The sequence below is a fragment of the Haemophilus sp. HMSC066A11 genome, assembly GCF_001811665.1.
Taxonomy (GTDB): Bacteria; Pseudomonadota; Gammaproteobacteria; order Enterobacterales; family Pasteurellaceae; genus Haemophilus; species Haemophilus influenzae.
In genome coordinates this window covers 52,136-70,261 of the sequence record NZ_KV805858.1, presented here as the reverse complement: position 1 = coordinate 70,261, position 18,126 = coordinate 52,136, and the positions used below count along the sequence as shown (strand labels likewise).

The 18,126-nt window shown below is 35.5% G+C and carries 13 protein-coding genes; 6 read left to right on the top strand and 7 right to left on the bottom strand.

Annotated elements, in window-relative coordinates:
* Positions 1 to 246: 246 nt before the first annotated feature.
* The 3 genes from HMPREF2813_RS02875 to HMPREF2813_RS02865 all read left to right on the top strand — a co-directional run bounded on the left by HMPREF2813_RS02875 (position 247) and on the right by HMPREF2813_RS02865 (position 3,587).
* Complete coding sequence (locus HMPREF2813_RS02875) at positions 247 to 834, top strand: uracil-DNA glycosylase family protein (protein ID WP_014550535.1); 588 nt, start codon at positions 247 to 249, stop codon at positions 832 to 834.
* Positions 835 to 947: 113 nt separating this feature from the next.
* Positions 948 to 2,744, top strand: coding sequence for an ATP-binding protein (locus HMPREF2813_RS02870; RefSeq protein WP_014550536.1), 1,797 nt, complete (start codon positions 948 to 950; stop codon positions 2,742 to 2,744).
* 213 nt (positions 2,745 to 2,957) lie between these two features.
* The gene (locus HMPREF2813_RS02865; RefSeq protein ID WP_005658466.1) at positions 2,958 to 3,587 is read left to right on the top strand and encodes a YkgB family protein; all 630 of its coding nucleotides are present in this window, start codon (positions 2,958 to 2,960) and stop codon (positions 3,585 to 3,587) included.
* 167 nt (positions 3,588 to 3,754) lie between these two features.
* On the opposite strand, the gene HMPREF2813_RS02860 is transcribed toward HMPREF2813_RS02865, so the two are convergent.
* From HMPREF2813_RS02860 to prlC, 6 genes are all read right to left on the bottom strand, one after another.
* Positions 3,755 to 6,838: a type I restriction endonuclease subunit R gene (locus tag HMPREF2813_RS02860; RefSeq protein WP_014550537.1), complete on the bottom strand. Its 3,084-nt coding sequence runs from the start codon at positions 6,836 to 6,838 to the stop codon at positions 3,755 to 3,757.
* A gap of 10 nt (positions 6,839 to 6,848) precedes the next feature.
* Positions 6,849 to 7,847: a virulence RhuM family protein gene (locus HMPREF2813_RS02855; RefSeq protein WP_005688107.1), complete on the bottom strand. Its 999-nt coding sequence runs from the start codon at positions 7,845 to 7,847 to the stop codon at positions 6,849 to 6,851.
* Between the two features lie 2 nt (positions 7,848 to 7,849).
* Positions 7,850 to 9,004, bottom strand: a complete 1,155-nt coding sequence (locus HMPREF2813_RS02850) for an ATP-binding protein (protein WP_014550538.1) — start codon at positions 9,002 to 9,004, stop codon at positions 7,850 to 7,852.
* A 1-nt stretch (position 9,005) separates the two neighbouring features.
* On the bottom strand, positions 9,006 to 10,196 hold the full coding sequence (locus HMPREF2813_RS02845) for a restriction endonuclease subunit S (protein ID WP_014550539.1): 1,191 nt from the start codon (positions 10,194 to 10,196) through the stop codon (positions 9,006 to 9,008).
* Positions 10,197 to 10,279: 83 nt separating this feature from the next.
* Entirely contained in the window at positions 10,280 to 11,824 is a 1,545-nt protein-coding gene (locus HMPREF2813_RS02840) for a type I restriction-modification system subunit M (RefSeq protein ID WP_048946868.1), read from the bottom strand.
* A 231-nt stretch (positions 11,825 to 12,055) separates the two neighbouring features.
* On the bottom strand, positions 12,056 to 14,095 hold the full coding sequence (gene prlC / locus HMPREF2813_RS02835; RefSeq protein WP_014550541.1) for an oligopeptidase A: 2,040 nt from the start codon (positions 14,093 to 14,095) through the stop codon (positions 12,056 to 12,058).
* 127 nt (positions 14,096 to 14,222) lie between these two features.
* On the opposite strand from prlC, the gene HMPREF2813_RS02830 reads away from it, so the two are divergent.
* Positions 14,223 to 14,585 (top strand): YbaN family protein, encoded by a 363-nt coding sequence (locus HMPREF2813_RS02830; protein WP_014550542.1) that lies wholly within the window; start codon positions 14,223 to 14,225, stop codon positions 14,583 to 14,585.
* On the top strand, positions 14,578 to 16,122 hold the full coding sequence (locus tag HMPREF2813_RS02825) for a peptide ABC transporter substrate-binding protein (protein WP_014550543.1): 1,545 nt from the start codon (positions 14,578 to 14,580) through the stop codon (positions 16,120 to 16,122). The genes HMPREF2813_RS02830 and HMPREF2813_RS02825 overlap by 8 nt, the downstream gene beginning before the upstream one ends.
* Positions 16,123 to 16,438: 316 nt before the next feature.
* Here HMPREF2813_RS02825 and ribA read toward each other — a convergent pair whose 3' ends face one another.
* Positions 16,439 to 17,089 carry a GTP cyclohydrolase II gene (gene ribA / locus HMPREF2813_RS02820; RefSeq protein ID WP_005629111.1) on the bottom strand — a complete coding sequence of 217 codons (651 nt, stop codon included), beginning with the start codon at positions 17,087 to 17,089 and terminating at the stop codon, positions 16,439 to 16,441.
* 68 nt (positions 17,090 to 17,157) lie between these two features.
* Here ribA and HMPREF2813_RS02815 point away from each other — a divergent pair, with 68 nt between their 5' ends.
* The gene (locus tag HMPREF2813_RS02815; protein WP_014550544.1) at positions 17,158 to 17,883 is read left to right on the top strand and encodes a phosphatase PAP2 family protein; all 726 of its coding nucleotides are present in this window, start codon (positions 17,158 to 17,160) and stop codon (positions 17,881 to 17,883) included.
* Positions 17,884 to 18,126: the final 243 nt, after the last annotated feature.

Here is an 18,126-nt window from a genome sequence, read left to right as displayed (position 1 = left end):
ATCTAAGTTAAATAAAAACAGAAGAACCCCAGTTGAAAAGCTGGGGTTTTTGTTTTGGGGAATCTACTCATTATTTCATGAAAAGGATTAAAGTAGAAAATAGAGATTGTATTTCAATATCAAGTTTTTAGTTTTGTATTGCCTACAATATAGTTTTAATAAATATACCTATTTATATCATTTAGAGTTTTGATTTTTCATATTTTTCAAATAGACTTTATATATTCATTTCTAATCTCCTTCATTATGCTTAAAAATTTAGACGAAATAACTTCAAGTATTGTCGCTGATCATCAAAATAAAGATTTTACAGAACGTGGAATTTTCCCTTTATTTTCGGCTCCTAAAACAGCTCGAATTAATATTGTTGGTCAAGCTCCTGGGTTAAAAGCTGAGCAATCTCGTTTGTATTGGAATGATAAAAGTGGTGAGCGTTTACGTGAATGGTTGGGAGTAGATTACGATTATTTTTATAATTCAGGTATGTTTTCGGTTCTTCCTATGGATTTCTATTATCCTGGAAAAGGTAAATCGGGTGACTTACCACCTCGTCAAGGTTTTGCAGAAAGATGGCATCCAATGATTTTAGGGCATCTACCTAATATTCAGCTCACTATTCTTATTGGGCAATATGCACAGAAATATTATTTACCCGAAAATAAAGATAATGTAACTAACACTGTTAAAAATTATCGTCAATTCTTACCGCACTTTATACCTCTTGTGCATCCTTCCCCACGCAATCAGCTTTGGATAACAAAGAATCCTTGGTTTGGAGAGCAAATTATTCCTGAATTACAAATTTTAGTCAAACAGATAATTAATAAAGATTAAGTTTTTCATTTCTTACGCACACATAGTAATAACAATCTCTTTTACTTTATGGATATAATAAAGCCTATATGCACAGGTTTTTTTATAACGATAATAATGTTTTAGGAGATTTGATGAAAAATTTCAAATATTTTGCTCAGAGTTATGTGGATTGGGTTATTCGTCTTGGGCGTCTTCGTTTTTCTCTTTTAGGCGTGATGATTCTCGCGGTTTTAGCCCTTTGTACTCAGATTTTATTTAGTCTATTTATTGTTCATCAGATATCTTGGGTAGATATTTTTCGTTCGGTAACTTTTGGCTTACTCACTGCGCCTTTTGTTATTTATTTTTTCACTTTATTAGTAGAAAAACTTGAACATTCTCGTCTTGATCTTTCTAGCTCGGTTAATCGATTGGAAAATGAGATCGCCGAGCGAATTGCTGCTCAGAAAAAATTATCCCAAGCATTGGAAAAGTTAGAAAAAAATAGCCGAGATAAAAGTACCTTACTTGCCACAATAAGCCATGAATTTCGCACGCCATTGAATGGGATTGTCGGGCTTAGCCAGATTTTACTTGATGATGAATTGGATGATCTCCAGCGTAATTATTTAAAAACTATCAACATAAGTGCGGTCAGTTTAGGCTATATTTTTAGCGATATTATTGATTTGGAAAAAATTGATGCCAGCCGAATTGAATTAAATCGTCAGCCAACAGATTTCCCCGCCTTATTAAACGATATTTATAATTTTGCCAGTTTCCTTGCCAAACAAAAAAATCTTATTTTTTCTTTAGAGCTTGAACCTAATTTGCCTAATTGGTTGAATCTTGATCGTGTTCGCTTGAGCCAAATTTTGTGGAACTTAATTAGTAATGCGGTGAAGTTTACGGATCAGGGAAATATTATTCTTAAAATTATGAGAAATCAGGATTGTTACCATTTTATTGTGAAAGATACAGGAATGGGGATTTCACCTGAAGAACAAAAACATATTTTTGAAATGTATTATCAAGTGAAAGAAAGCCGTCAGCAAAGTGCGGGTAGCGGTATTGGGTTGGCTATTTCTAAAAATCTCGCTCAGTTAATGGAAGGAGATTTAACAGTTGAAAGTGAGCGAGGAAAAGGCGCGACTTTCCATCTTACTCTCCACGCTCAAGAAATTTCTGAAAAAGAATCAGTTAAGAAAAATATACTATTCTTGAATATTCTTTTAGTGGAAGATGTTGATCTCAATATTATGGTTGCGAAAACTATTTTAGAAAAACTTGGGCATCATGTTGATGTTGCGACAAATGGCAAGCAGGCGATTACTTTATTTGAGAAAAATGTTTACGACATTCTATTGCTCGATATTAAATTACCAGATATGAGTGGTTTTGAAATTGCCCAATATTTGCGAGAGAACTATGAAAACGGTATTTATGATTTTTTACCGCCAATGATTGCTTTTACCGCGAATGTTATGCAAAGCGAGCAAGAATATTTAGAAATGGGCATGGATGGCGTATTACGTAAACCCATTTCAATTAAGGATTTACACCATTGTCTACAGCAATTTTTTGCAGATGAAAGCGAATCTATTATAGAAATGAATGATGATAATGAGCTTTCAGAACAGTTTGATTTAGCACTGATAGAAACACTTGGAAAAAAACAAATTTTAGAAAATTTATCTTTATTCAAACAAACTATGCCAAATTATCTTGCTCAATTATCAAAAGATAATATGAAAGAAACAGAAGATACCGCCCATAAAATTAAAGGCGCAGCGGCATCGGTAGGGTTAAATCATTTACGTCAATTAGCGGATACTTTAGAAAGTGCGGCTAAAAATTCTGATGTTTTTAATTGTGGAGAATTGATTGATGAAATTGGGAATCTTTGGTTAGAAGATGTGGAGGATTTGCTTAAATTTTGTAAATTTTAATATCATAAGGTAGTTGTGTAAAGATTATTTAAATGTGATTTAAAGATAATAAATAGGCTTAAAATGGGAAAATCAAATTTTATTTTAATTAGTAAAATTTTTCAAATTTCTCCGTTATTTACCTTTATATTAAAGGGAATTGATTTTGCTTTTTAATATTAAAGCGAGTAGAATTAGGCTCTCAATTTTATTTACTTTTATGTGGAAATTTATATGTCAGTATTTAATACATTTGTTGAATTTGTCGCGAGAATTGTTGCACCAATGCAGCGTCAATTTATTAATTTTATCCGTATTGCTATTTTTATTGTAATGGCATGGATCGGTGGTTTGAAAGTTTGTCAATATGAGGCAGATGGAATTGCTCACTTTGTATCAAATAGCCCATTTTTTAGCTATATGTATGAGAAAGGGCCAAATTTAGTGCCGAATGATAAAGGAGAGTTAGTGATGGAATATACACTACACAAAAATCCTGAAGGAAAGATGGTTGCAAAAAACATCGAATGGCATAAAGAAAATGGCACCTATACGGCTTCTTACATTATTGGAGCAATTATTGTTACTGTTGGTATTCTTACTTTAGCTGGTATTTGGAATGCAACGGCAGGTTTAGCAGGGGGCCTACTGACATTTGGCATGTCAATAGTCACGCTGTCATTTTTAATCACAACGCCCGAGGCTTGGGTGCCTAATCTAGGTGGAGATTTACCAACGCCAGCCTATGGTTTCCCTTATTTATCTGGAGTTGGTCGTTTAGTGATTAAAGATATTATTATGATGGCAGGTGGCTTAACAGCTGCAGCAGAGTGTGCAAATCGAATTTTAGCACGTAAAAAATAAGTTTATCGATATAAAAACAGCTCCAAGTATAAATTGGCGCTGTTTTTATTATCACGACTAGTTAAATATTGATCATTACGTTTTGTATTATTAATTCATAATTCATAATTCATAATTCATAATGTCTTTATGCCTTAGTAAGATGTCTAATTGTTGATATATTAAATTTAAATCTTTCCTCCAACCCCTTTAAATTTCTCTACAAATGCAGCAATTTTTTGGAAAATTGTCTGCTTTTTAGTGAGATATTGTGGATTAAGTGGACTCATTTTTGGCAATACTTCATTAAGTGCCGTGCCGTTTTCACTGGCATATTCGCGTTTTAATGAAGTGCTGATATAGCGTTTTGCTGCATCGACATTCAAATTTTCTTCTTGAATTAAGGATTCTGCTTCTTTTCGCTGTTCTGCTTGAGCAAATAGGAAGAATGAGTCAATTAAAGTCACTTTATCGGGAATATCATCTAAATTTGTTTGGTTGATAAAATCGACAATCAAGCTCTCTTTCGCACGGTTACCCAAACTTGAACGAACTGTGCGGCGGATTTCATCAATTAACACCTCTTTGTCTTGGTTTTTCTTATGATGTTCGAAAATTAACGCAAGAATATAATCCAAATTGATTTCTTGAGATTTTAATAAATCTACTTCAAATACGACATCATCCCAATTTATCGGCGAATTATCCTTATCATTCTCCTCTTTTCTTTGGCGTAACCAATCGCGAATATCATTATAAGTTGAACGATAATCTTGCTCCGCTCTTACTGGTAAAGTGGGAACTTTCAGCATTTCTGCAATTTGTTCATCATTCACATAATGTACTTGCTTGAATTTCTCCATTGCAATCGGATCATTTAAATCGACCGCTTGTAAGGCTTGCAATGCGGCAAATTCATCGTAATTTTGCAAAATATTTTCGACACGTAGATATTCGCCAAATAATTTTACAAACTCTTTTTTATCTTGCTCTGTTTCGATTTCTGTTGGATCAGGAAAGCTTTCTTTTAATTCTTTCACGATTTCTGCATAGCCACGTTGATTGTCATCACCATTAAAATAGCTGTCGTAGCTTTTTTCTAGTACAACATTCTTCGTATTTTTATCGCCAAATAGCGTGATTGCATCAATGGTATTTTGTTCCAAATCGCGGAAAGTGACGATATTCCCAAAGGTTTTAGTTGTGTCATAAATGCGGTTGGTGCGAGAAAAAGCCTGCATTAATCCGTGATAACGTAAGTTTTTGTCCACGAAAAGAGTATTCAACGTAGGGGCATCAAAGCCTGTTAAGAACATTCCGACCACAATCAGTAAATCCACTTCCTGATTTTTCACACGTTTGGCAAGATCGCGATAGTAATTTTGGAATGATTGACTATCTACGCCATAATTCGTGCCAAAGTAGTGATTGTAATCATCAATGGCTTTTGTTAAAAATTCTTTTGCCGTACTGTTTAGAGCAGTGGGTTCAAAGGTCTCATCTGGAATATCGCCAATCGCATCTTGCTCTTCATTGGCGGCAAACGAAAAGATTGTTGCAATTTTTAACGGATGTTCCTGCTCTGCCTGTAAATTTTGTAAGGTTTCGTAATAACGTTTTGCTGCTTCCACACTGCTTACCGCAAACATTGCATTAAAGCCTTTACCTGTGGCATTCAAGCGGTGGGTTTTTTGTTTAAAATTGTTAAGCAAATATTGCGAGATTTCTTTAATACGCTCAGGGTGTAAAAAGGCTTGTTTCTGCTCAAGTGCGGTCAATTTTTCAGGATCTTTTTCTGTTTCTAAGGCTTTAAATTGTGGGCGGACATCGTTGTAATCGACCTTGAATTTCAGTACTTTGTCATCACGAATAGCATCGGTAATCACATAAGAATGCAATTCCGTACCGAACACACTTATTGTCGTTTCCGCACCTAATGCGTTTTCAGGGAAAATAGGTGTGCCAGTAAAACCAAATTGATAGAATTTTTTGAATTTACGTTTTAGATTTTTTTGTGCTTCGCCAAATTGGGAGCGATGTGCTTCATCGAAAATAAAGACCACCTGTTTTTGATAAATAGACAGGTTTTCTTCACTTTTCATTAAATTATTCAATTTTTGAATGGTGGTTACGATAATTTTGTTATCATCTTTTTCAATATTGCGTTTAAGCCCTGCGGTACTTTCCGATCCATTCACGCTATCAGGCGAAAAACGCTGATATTCTTTCATCGTTTGGTAGTCTAAGTCTTTACGATCGACCACAAAAAAGACTTTATCAATAAAATCAAGTTCAGTCGCAAGGCGAGATGCTTTAAAACTGGTGAGGGTTTTGCCTGAGCCTGTGGTATGCCAAATATAGCCACCACTTTCACGATTACTCCAATTTTTTGCTAAGTAAGAACTTTGAATTTTCCACAAAATACGTTCTGTTGCGGCAATTTGATACGGACGCATAATTAACAACGTATCACTCACATCAAACACGCAGTAATTTACCAACACATTGAGCAAAGTATTCTTTTGCAAGAAAGTCGCGGTAAAATCCTTTAAATCTTTAATCAGAGTATTTTTTGCCGTTGCCCAATTCATTGTGAAGTCATAGCTATTCTTATTGCGTTTGGTTGTATTGGCAAAATAGCGGGTATCCGTGCCATTAGAAATGACAAAAATCTGAATATATTTAAAGAGAGAATTTTCTTTATTGAAACTTTCTTTGCTGTAGCGATGAATTTGATTAAAGGCTTCACGAATGGCTACGCCGCGTTTTTTCAGTTCAATATGCACAAGCGGTAAACCATTCACCAAAATTGTCACATCATAACGATTATCATAGCTGCCAGTTTGCTCAAATTGATTGATGACTTGCAGAGAATTATTGGCAAGATTTTTCTTATCTAGCAAATAGATATTCTGAATGCGTCCGTTATCGAACACAAAATCATAAATATAATCATCGTGAATTTTGCGGGTTTTCTCAATCAGATTATCGCTCGGTTTATCCAAATATTCCTCTAAAAAACGTTGCCATTCTGCATCGGAGAAAACCACGTTATTTAAGCGTTGTAATTGCGCCCGTAAGTTTTTAATCAACGCATCATGACCATTGATTTCTTGTAAATACTCATAGCCTTGAGCCTGTAAATCACGAATAAACTCACGCTCAAGGCTCCCTTCCGTTTGATAACCAGCATTAGGTTCTTCCACAAATTTATTATATTGATCTAAAACGATAAAATTATTCGATTCAGCGATAGTTTTGTATTGGGTCATAAGTAGTTCCTTAATGTTTTTGCTTTTTCAGATCTTTTTGCCATTTTTCTAAAATTTCTAAATCTTCATTATCAGCTTGTATGCGTTTTTGTTGTTTTCTGACCTGATCAAATAAGGCATATTGTTCTTTGGTAAAGGTTTCCATTTGTTTTACGGTTCGGGTTCCATTACCGATAAGCAACGGAAAACCGTTAAATTCAATTAAATTATCGACATTATTACGCCAGAAATTTAATGTGAGATCTTGACGGTTTTTAACGCGTAATTCGGCACTTTCTAAAAAGATCATCACTAAACGATTCAAGGAATCTAATTCATCATGAGTTAAATAGTTTTTAGCGGTAATAATATCGCCTTTACGTACAACAGCACCTTTCCAAGAGGTAAGACCCATATTAGGTAATTTGGCATTTGCACGCATACAAATGAGTTCTGCGGCGGTTTGTTGTGTAATAGCATAGATCAACTTATTTTGTGTTTCTGCAAAAAACATTTGAGTGACTTTATCTGTTTTATCGTAGTCACTGGATAATTTAAATAACTCTCGTACTTTTTGATAAAACCGCAATTCACTGGCTCGAATTTCACGAATTTGTTCCAGTAATTCATCAAAATGATCAAATCGACCTTGAGGATTTTTCAACCGCTCTTTATCTAATAGAAAACCTTTATCTAAATAAGTACGTAATTGCGTATTCGCCCAACGACGAAACTGTACACCACGAGGGCTACGCACACGAAAGCCGATGGCGAGAATCATATCAAGAGAATAATGTTTTACTTGATATTGCTTGCCATCTTGGGCAGTTATCAAGTAATCCTTGATAACTGAATTTTCGTCTAATTCATTGTCTTCTAATATATTTTTTATATGCAAGGCTATATTTTGTACAGAGGTGTCAAAAAGTTCCGCAAGCTGATTTTGAGTCAGCCAAGCCTCATTTTCGACAACCAATAAAGCAACGTGAGATTTGCCGTCATCGGTGTTGTAGATGATTAAGTCGTTCATATTTACTCTGTTATATTATCAGTTTGTGGCTCTTTAATATTTTCTTCTATATAGAAACCATAATTATTAATTAGATGTTCAAGTAAATATTTAACAATCTTCTTTTCGGCATCTGTTGGTTCAGCGATTATCTCATTTGATAACGTAGAGTGACTAGTAAAATTGATTATACGAGTGTAATAGCTTTGTCTTGCATCATCATTGGGTAATAGATTTGACCATCCTGAATAACCAAGAAAGTTAGCAGTTTTTTCATATAAATTTCTCAGTAACATGAAATGATATTTTTGAATATCTTTAGATTCAACTTCTTCAAGTAGATTTCGTAGAAAAAGATGATAGGAGAAACTTTTGTTTGAACCACCTTGTTTCTCCTCAAGATCAAATCTTTCGTTTTCATTTTTATTTTCATCTTTTCTTAGAATATAACCACTTTTTGCCCCAAGCTCATTATATAAAACGTTATGGAATAAAGGGTTGTGTGTAGTGATAATAAATTTTATAGTATTGGGACTATCTTTGACTAATTCCGCTAAATCAACAGCTAATTGAATAAGATGATTTTCATCTAATGAACTTACAGGGTCATCAATAAAAATATATTTAAGTTCATCAAATTCATTAGTAGTGCGTTCACTAGGCTCTGATATATTTAATTCTGCAACAACCTGTTCAATTAACGTATGAAAAATACTCCAAATAAAATTACTTTCTTCACCCTTTGATAGTTTTATGTTCTCTTCAAATGTATCATTACCACGCGCAAAACTAAATGTAATTTGATTATTTTCAATATCGAATTTAGGCATAAGTTTTTCATCACAATAATGATGAAATTTTCCAATTATTTTATCTTCATCACCTTGATCTTTAATCAACCAACGAATAAAAGAATTTGGTTGAATCTTTAATTTTGGTTCGGTGTCATTAAGTAGATCATTATCCCAATAGAATAAATCTTCGGTAAATGCATTGAAATAAAGTACTTTTCTTCGTGTTAGCTCTTCTTCATTGCCATGATTTTCTTTAGGTACTATAAGATTCTTAAAGACTTTTGATAAACGGGTTTTTCCACTTCCATTAAAGGCGTAAATTAGATTAACCTTTTTATTAGAATCTCTTAACTGTTTTGCAATTTCGTCTAAACTTTTAGTCATATTATTCTCTGCCTGGGAAATTCAATAATAATTCTCTGTAATATTCATACCGCTTTTGGCTTTGTTCAATCGCTAAAGGTAATCCTTTGGTGATGGAATTAGTGAGGGTTTCAAATTTATCCAAAGTTTTTGCTATTTCTATTTGAATATTGAGCGTTGGTATTGGGATAGAGAGTGATTTTATTATATCTGAATTTAAATTACTTACAGAGCTACTATTTATTTTCCCATTCCAATAACTTTGCACAGTATTACTAGATAAATAGTAATATAGAAAATCAGAGTTTAGAATATTTCCAAAATTACTAATAGATGCCCATCCATCGTGAATTGCTCCACTTATTTTTAGAATATATGGTCTTCCATAACTCATAGAATTGGACATTACAAAATCACCACTTTTTAGAATTCTAGATTTTTCTGCGCCTTCTATAGTAATTTTTTGAGCGGTATTTTCTATGTATTTAGAATCTAATGAAGTATCTCCAATTTTAATCCAAGGAATACCGTTTGGATCATCTGTAATATATTGCGAAATAGGGCGAGGTGAGGCTCCTCTCTGAATTTTTGCTACATCTCCTAATGTTTTCCACTCAAACCCAACCTTCCCAAGTTCTTCTTCACTTAACAATTTCTCCCTATAGTATTCATACTGCTTCTGGCGTAGTATAAGCTCGCTGGTAAGCTCGCTGGTAAGCTCGCTGGTAAGCGCTGTCAATGCGTCCAAAATTTTTACGATTTCGATTTGGACGGAGAGTGGGGGGATGGGGATTTCAAATTTTTCGAGCATAGGCAATGTTATATAGGGAACAGAGCCTTTTTTAGAATTAATAGTAATATAATCACGCAATTTGAAATTTAAATAATGATATAAATACATAACTAAAGTATTATTATCAAACTCACCAATTACATAAGTTCTTTGGTAAGCATTAAATTTTCCTTTAAAATAATTTAAATGTCCTACTTGGCTACCATTTCCTGAAATTAATATGGCTTCCATATCAAAAGCATAATTATTTATTTTATAAGGTTTTTCATTGCAAGTGAAAAAAGGATAAATTCCATTTTCATCCATTGCATTTGCATTTAATTTTCCTGTCGAAATAAAATTACAAACTTTTTTTAGAGGCTTCCACTCAACTTCAGCTCCATCTAATAATTTTTCTAAAAAAGTGCGGTTGTTTTTCATTGTGTTTTTGTTGTTCCTCGTAGGGTGGGCTTTAGCCCACCGCCAGTTATCGTAAATTGGTGGGCTGAAGCCCACCCTACATTTTATCCCTCAATCTCTGCCACAATCTTGTCAATCTCGGCACGCAAGCGGTCAATATTGGCTACAGTTTTACGAATTTGAGCATTGAGTTCATCAATATTGATCACTTCGCGAGTATCTTTTTGTTCCACATACGAACTCACTGCAAGGTTGTATTCATTTTTGGCGATTTCTTCAATGGGAACTAATTTTGCCAAATGCGGTACATCCTCTTTGTCGGCAAACAGTTTGAGAATTTGCTCAATATGTTCCTCTTCCAAAAGGTTGTTATTGGTGGCGGATTTAAATAAACCGCTGGCGTCGATAAATTGGGTTTGAGTATTGGGTTTGTGCTTGGAAAGCACCAAAATATTCACGGCAATACTGGTGCCGTAGAATAGATTAGGTGCAAGGGCAATCACGGTTTCCACAAAATTATTATCCACCAAATATTGGCGAATTTTTTGTTCCGCACCGCCACGGTAAAATATGCCTGGGAAGGAGACAATCGCCGCACGACCTTTTGCTGAAAGATAGCTCAAAGCGTGCAAAATAAAGGCGAAATCCGCTTTGGATTTCGGTGCAAGCACACCTGCGGGGGCGAAGCGTTCATCGTTAATCAGTGTTGGATCATCAGAGCCAATCCATTTCACGGAGTAAGGTGGGTTGGAAACGATAGCATCGAAAGGTTTATCATCGCCAAATTGCGGATTCATTAAGGTGTTGCCAAGGGCGATATCAAACTTGTCGTAGTTGATGTTATGCAAAAACATATTCATACGGGCAAGGTTATATGTGGTATGGTTAATTTCCTGCCCGAAAAAGCCTTCTTCAATAATATGTTCATCAAATTGTTTTTTGGTTTGAAGCAAAAGTGAGCCAGAACCTGCTGCGGGATCATAAATTTTATTGACCGAGGTTTGCCCGTGCATTGCAATTTGAGCAATGAGTTTGGAAACACTTTGTGGGGTAAAAAATTCACCACCAGATTTGCCTGCATTGGCAGCATAGTTAGAAATAAGATATTCGTATGCATCGCCAAATAAATCAATGTGGTTATCTTCAAATTTGCCAAAATCAAGTTCAGCCACGCCTTTCAAAACAGCCGTTAAGCGGTCGTTTTTATCTTTTACGGTATTGCCTAAGCGATTGCTGGTGGTATCAAAATCGGCAAATAAGCCTTTAATATCTTGTTCAGACGGAAAGCCCGTCGCTGAGTTTTCAATATCAGTAAAAATCTGTTTTAAATCAGTATTCAAATTAGGATTGTTGCCAGCATTAGCCGCAACATTCTTAAATAATTGGCTTGGGTAAATAAAGTAGCCTTTCGTTTTAATGGCATCTGTTTTAATGTCTGGGGTAATGATTTCATCAGGTAATTGGGCATAATTTACGCTTTCATCGCCTGCTTCAATGTAATTGGCAAAATTTTCGCTAATAAAACGGTAAAAAAGTGTGCCAAGTACATATTGTTTGAAATCCCAGCCATCGACTGAGCCTCGCACATCATTAGCAATTTGCCAAATACGACGTTGAAGTTCGGCACGTTGTTGAATTGCAGCAGCCATAAAATCCTCAGAATATTTTGTGTAATGAGTTGGATTGATATGTGAAAAATTATACAGGAAATTAGTCTATTCTGCGTGAATTTCTATGAGTTTGTCTTGCGGATATTTGTAAAAATAATGTCTCGTTTGCAGGTTTTGTCTAGATAAAGTGCGGTTGAAATTTGCAATATTTTTATGTAGAGGAAAATATTTGAGAAAGGGCATGTCGTGCATGCCCTATAGTTTGACGTATTAGTTCATAATTCCTTTATGTCTTAACAATGCATCTAATTGCGGCTCTCTGCCACGGAAGCGTTTGAATAGCTCCATTGGTTCTTCTGAGCCACCACGCGTGAGAATTTCATCTAAGAATGATTTGCCTGTGATTGGGTTGAAAATACCTTCTTCTTCAAAGCGTGAATAAGCGTCCGCTGATAATACTTCAGCCCATAAATAGCTGTAATAACCTGCGGCATAACCTCCAGCAAAAATATGGCTGAAGCTGTGTGGCGCTCTTGCCCAATCTACACCTTTTATGACGGCAACTTGTGATTTCACTGATTTAAGTGTATCCAAAATTTGATTGGTTTTTTCCGCATCAAAGGTGTGATGTAAACGGAAATCAAAAATACCAAATTCAAGCTGACGTAAGATAAACATCGCAGCTTGGAAATTTTTTGCTTTTAATAATTGCGTAAGTTTTTCTTTTGGCAATGGCTCGCCTGTTTCGTAATGTCCTGAAATAAACGCCAAAGCCTCTTCTTCCCAGCACCAGTTTTCCATAAATTGACTTGGTAATTCCACAGCATCCCAAGGCACGCCGTTAATACCCGCCACATCGGATACATCAATTTTCGTGAGCATATGATGGATACCGTGACCAAATTCATGGAATAGCGTAGTGACTTCATTGTGCGTAAATAACGCTGGCTTATTTCCTATCGGTGCATTGAAGTTGCAAGTTAAATAAGCCACAGGCGTTTCAATGCTGTCATCCAGTTTACGCTTGCGTCCGATACAATCATCCATCCAAGCACCGCCACGTTTGTGTTCGCGTGCGTATAAATCAAGATAGAAACTGCCACGGAGTTGATCATTTTCATCGATTAAATCAAAGAAACGCACATCTTTATGCCAAGTATCCACGCCTTTGCGTTCAACTGCACGAATATTGAAAATGCGTTTAATTAATTTAAACAATCCTGAAATCACGCGATTTTCTAGAAAATATGGGCGAAGTTCTTCATCATTAATGGCGTATAAATGTTGTTTTTGTTTTTCGCTGTAAAAACCAATATCCCAAGGTGCAAGTTCCGTGACACCAAATTCTTTTTCGCAGTAATTTTTCAATTCTTGCAGTTCTTTTTCGCCTTGTGGTTTGGCACGTTCGGCAAGATGATCTAAGAAATCAAGCACTTGTTGTGGGTTTTCTGCCATTTTTGTGGCAAGTGAGAGTTCGGTGTAAGTATTAAAACCGAGTAATTTCGCCAATTCCACGCGTAATGTAAGAATTTCTTCCATAACTTTACTGTTGTCCCATTTGCCCGCATTAGGGCCTTGTTCAGAGGCGCGTGTTGCATAAGCACGGTACATTTCTTCACGCAATGCACGATTTTCGCAGTAAGTCATCACAGGCAAATAACTTGGGATTTCTAACGTAAAACGATAACCTTTTAATCCTTTACTTTCGGCAGATTGTTGTGCTGCTTGCAGTGCGGATTCGGGTAAGCCAGCAAGTTCAGCTTCGTTTTCAATGAGTTTTTCCCAACCCATTGTGGCATCTAATACATTATTGCTGAATTGTGAATTTAATTCCGATAAGCGTGCCACAATTTCGCCATAACGTTGTTGTTTCTCTTCGGAAAGCCCGATACCTGAAAGTTCAAAATCACGCAGTGAATTTTCAATGGCTTTCTTTTGTGCAATCGAATAATCGGCAAATTCAGCACTATTTTTTAACGCTAAATAAGCATTATAAAGCCCTTTATGCTGACCAATCCAAGTGCTGTATTCAGAAAGTAACGGTAAGCACGTTTGATAGGCTTCACGTAATTCAGTGCTATTTTTTACTGAATTGAGATGAGAAACGGGCGACCAAGCACGATTTAACCGATCATTAGTTTCCGTTAAAGGCAAAATGAAATTTTCCCAAGTAAAGTGCGGTTGTTTTAACACTTGTTCTATCGTATTGCGACAATCTTGAATTAATTTTTCAACAGCTGGTTGAATGTGTTCTGGCTTGATTTGTGAAAATGGCGGTAAGCCTTGAATGTTAAGTAATGGATTTGACATAGACATAAATGTTCCTTTTTTGAAAACTGTTTTTTTTTATGTGACGGCGAATTTTATAATATCAAGGTTGAAAAATCTAAAAAATCAGTAATAATAGTTTGCATTTTCTTTTTTTATTAGGAACATTATGAAAATTATTTACATTATTTTAGGTTTTCTTTCACTTGCAATTGGCATCATTGGGATTTTCCTTCCTCTTTTGCCTACCACGCCTTTTTTATTACTTACTTTATTTTTCTTCACAAAAGGTTCAAAACGCTTAGAACAATGGTTTTTAGGCACAAGTATTTATCAAAAACATCTCAAGTCCTTTAATGAAAATCGATCATTAAAGAAAAATACTAAAATTTGCATTTTGAGTTTTGCGACCACAATGTTGCTTATTGGTTTTTATTTCACGCCAAGCGTAATCGGGCGTAGCGTTATTGCGGCGTTGATTTGTATTAAGTTTTGGTTCTTTTTATTTTGGGTTAAAACTGAAAATGAATAATTTTCTCGCTTTGTGCCAGCGAAGTGCGGTTATTTTTTCCATCATTTTTACGATGATGGCTTGTGATAAATTGGATAGTCCCAAGCCTATTTCGCCACAAGTTGAAACGCCAAAAAATCCTCAATTAGAGTCCAACCGTGTTGAATTAAAACGTGGTGTTTATGGCGATTTGACTTTGCAACCTTGGCAAGCACAAAGCGAAGAACAAACTCAATTATTACGAGATCTTTTTGAAGGATTAACAGCTTATGATGCGCAGGGCAATCTTGTTCCAGCTGTAGCAGAAAGTTGGCAAACCGAAGACAATAAAACTTGGATTTTCACTTTGCGTGAAAATGCTAAATGGTCAAATGGCGAGCCTATCACTGCATCAGATTTTGTACAATCTTGGCAAACACTTTCTCAATCTGAAAGCCCAATTAAAAATTATTTGGCTTTTATGAATGTGAAGAATGCGAAGGCAGTATTGGAAAAAGCGTTATCTGTTGAATCCCTAGGATTGTTTGCTGAAAATGACCGCACTTTACGCATTGAATTAGATAAAGCATCGCCATATTTACCTTCTATGCTGGCACATGTCAGTCTTTTGCCTCACTATGCTAAATCGACTGAAATATTTATCAGCAATGGTGCATATCAGTTACAAAGTCAGGCTGAAAATCAGCATATTTTAACTACCAATCCTTATTATTGGGCGAAAGAAAAAGTGATATTTCAGCAAGTGAAGTATCAAAAAATTTCAGTTGATGCAGATTTGTCTGATTTTGATGTTGTAATGAATCCGAAAAAAGTCGATCAGAATATCCAAGATTATCCGCAACTTTGTACTTACTTCTATGAGTTTAATCTTTCCGATCCTGTGTTACAAAAAAGTGCGGTAAGAAAAGCGATTGTTTCGATGATTTCTACCAATAATTTGGTTGCAGATATTGCTCATCTTTATCCTAACAATACTTTTTTGCCAAAATCTATGCTAGGTGAGCAAGAATCTGTTTGGGAGCCAGTTTTTGCAGAACAGCTCTTTTCCCAAAATCAAATTAGTGAAACTCGTCCATTGAAATTACGCATTCGTTATGATGATTCATCTCTGAATGAAACCATTGCAATGCGATTAAATCATCAATTATCACAATCTGATTTATTACGAGTTGAAAATCAAGGGATGAACTGGCAAGAATTGCAAACCGCCCGCACAAAAGGCGATTTTCAATTAATTCGTTCTGGCTGGTGTGCTGATTTTAATGATCCTGCAGCATTTCTAAATTTATTCTATTCAAAAAGCCCAGATAACAAAAATGGCTATAAAAATGCGGAATTTGATCGTCTATTTGAAAGTGCAATGACGACGACATCCGAAAAAGTGCGGTTAGAAAATTACGCAAAATTAAAAGGGATAGTTCAACAAGAGCATTTAGTGTTACCCATTTTTCAATATAGTACGCCTGTTTATCTTGCACCGAGTATAATGGGCGCGCAAGTAAATTCTGTCGGTGTCATTTACAGTAAAGATTTGTGGAGAAAGGTTCAAAGTCAATAATTGCCCTTGCAATCAAGGAAAGAATTCTTTAAGATTGGAGGCATTGGGGACAACTCCTACATCGTCCCCTTGCGATTATCTTAGATAACTGTGCCTGAACAGCTAACTAAACAACAGATAATCAAGAAAATGAAAAAGGCAATTTTTTTCATTTTACTTACTCCTGATAAGCCCCGATCTTTGGAATACGAGACGGGGTTTCTCGTTTTTAGCAATATGCTAAAAAATCCTTTTATTATTCCGTAACTGAGAGTTTAAATAAAAAAGCCATACTGTTCAATATAACAGTATGGCTTTTTTAACATGTGTTGTTTTATTAAATAATCTCTTCTTGGCAATGTGGACAGGTCATTAAATGTTGTTCATCATTGTTATGCACAATGTAATGTCCCATTTTTTTCGCTTTTGTATCAAGATATTTTGTGTTGTAGCGGTTTTCGCCTACATTAAGCGGTACTCGTTCAACCACGTTGATACCTGCTTTTTTCATGGTTTCTACTTTTTCTGGGTTGTTGGTCATCAAGCGAACTTTTTTTACACCAAGTAGCTCGAACATATCGGCACAGACTTCAAAGTTGCGTTCATCCGCTTTGAAACCTAAAGCAAGATTAGCTTCAATGGTATCCATTCCTTTATCTTGTAAAGAATAAGCACGGATTTTATTAATCAAACCAATTCCGCGGCCTTCTTCACGATGATAAATTAAGACTCCGCGACCTTCTTCTTGAATTTGTTTTAATGCTGTCGCCAGTTGGAACCCACAATCGCATTTTAAGCTGTGAAGCGCATCGCCAGTTAAACATTCAGAATGGATACGTGCTAATACAGGTTCATCAGCATTAGAAATATCGCCCATCACTAAGGCTACATGTTCTTTTTTTGTATCTGGGAATTCAAATCCCACCATTTTGAAAATACCGTATTCAGTGGGTAAATTGGCTTGCGCAACTAGCTGAATTTTTGCCATAAAGTGATCCTTATTCGTAGTCATTTCTGTTAGAATGCGCGCGTTATTTTTGTTATCAAGGGGCGAGCATGTTCAAAAGGCTGTCATTATATACGTTATTACTTTGTCTTGTACCATTTTTTATTTGGGGTATTTCCTATCAGTGGCATGGTAATAGCCAATTAACTGAAGCTGATTATTGGCTTTATTTGCTCACTGAAACGGGTAGCGTACCTTATGCCTTAATCACCTGTGTGTTGTTTACGCTTTTGTTCGCATTTTTATTTAAAAATCCAAAACAATGGCTATTAGGCGTAATTGTGATGGGGATTTCAGTTATTGCAACTCAAGCCGCAAAAACAGGGGCAAAAGCATTATTTGAAGAACCTCGTCCGTTCACCGTTTATCTAGCTGAGCAAACTCATTCAACGCCTGAAAACTTTTATAAAAATGACCGCACTTTGCGTGCTGAAATAGCTAAGAATTTTTATTCGATGGATGCCATTACACCAGCTTGGTTAGTTCATCATTATGAAAATGAAACGGGGTATTCGTTCCCTTCTGGACATACGATTTTTGCAGCAACTTGGCTAATGCTTGCTGTTGGCTTTACCCAATTATTGGGTAACCGTTCTTTTAAAGCAAAATTGCTGGTGGCGGGTATTGCGGTGTGGGGCTTATTGATGTTGATTAGCCGTGTGCGATTAGGCATGCATTACCCAATAGATTTATTGGTGGCGACATTGCTGGCATGGTTGATTAATAGCATTATTTTTGCCTTTTTAAAGAAAAAGGCGATCTTCGTCATGAAATAGTATTAGGTGCTGACTTGTCTATACAAAATTGTGTGTTTCAAACCACCGTTCTATATTTTGAATAATAAATTGGGGAAGTAATATTTCTTGTTCTAAGAAAGTTTTATCCATGATGAAATAATTCATGTTTTTTAGATTTATTTCTGAAGGTTTTCTTTGTTGCCCTGATAGGTAATAATAGGTTGTCCACAATACTGGTAAAGAACTATTATTCCAAATATCTTCATATCTTTGAATTGAAGT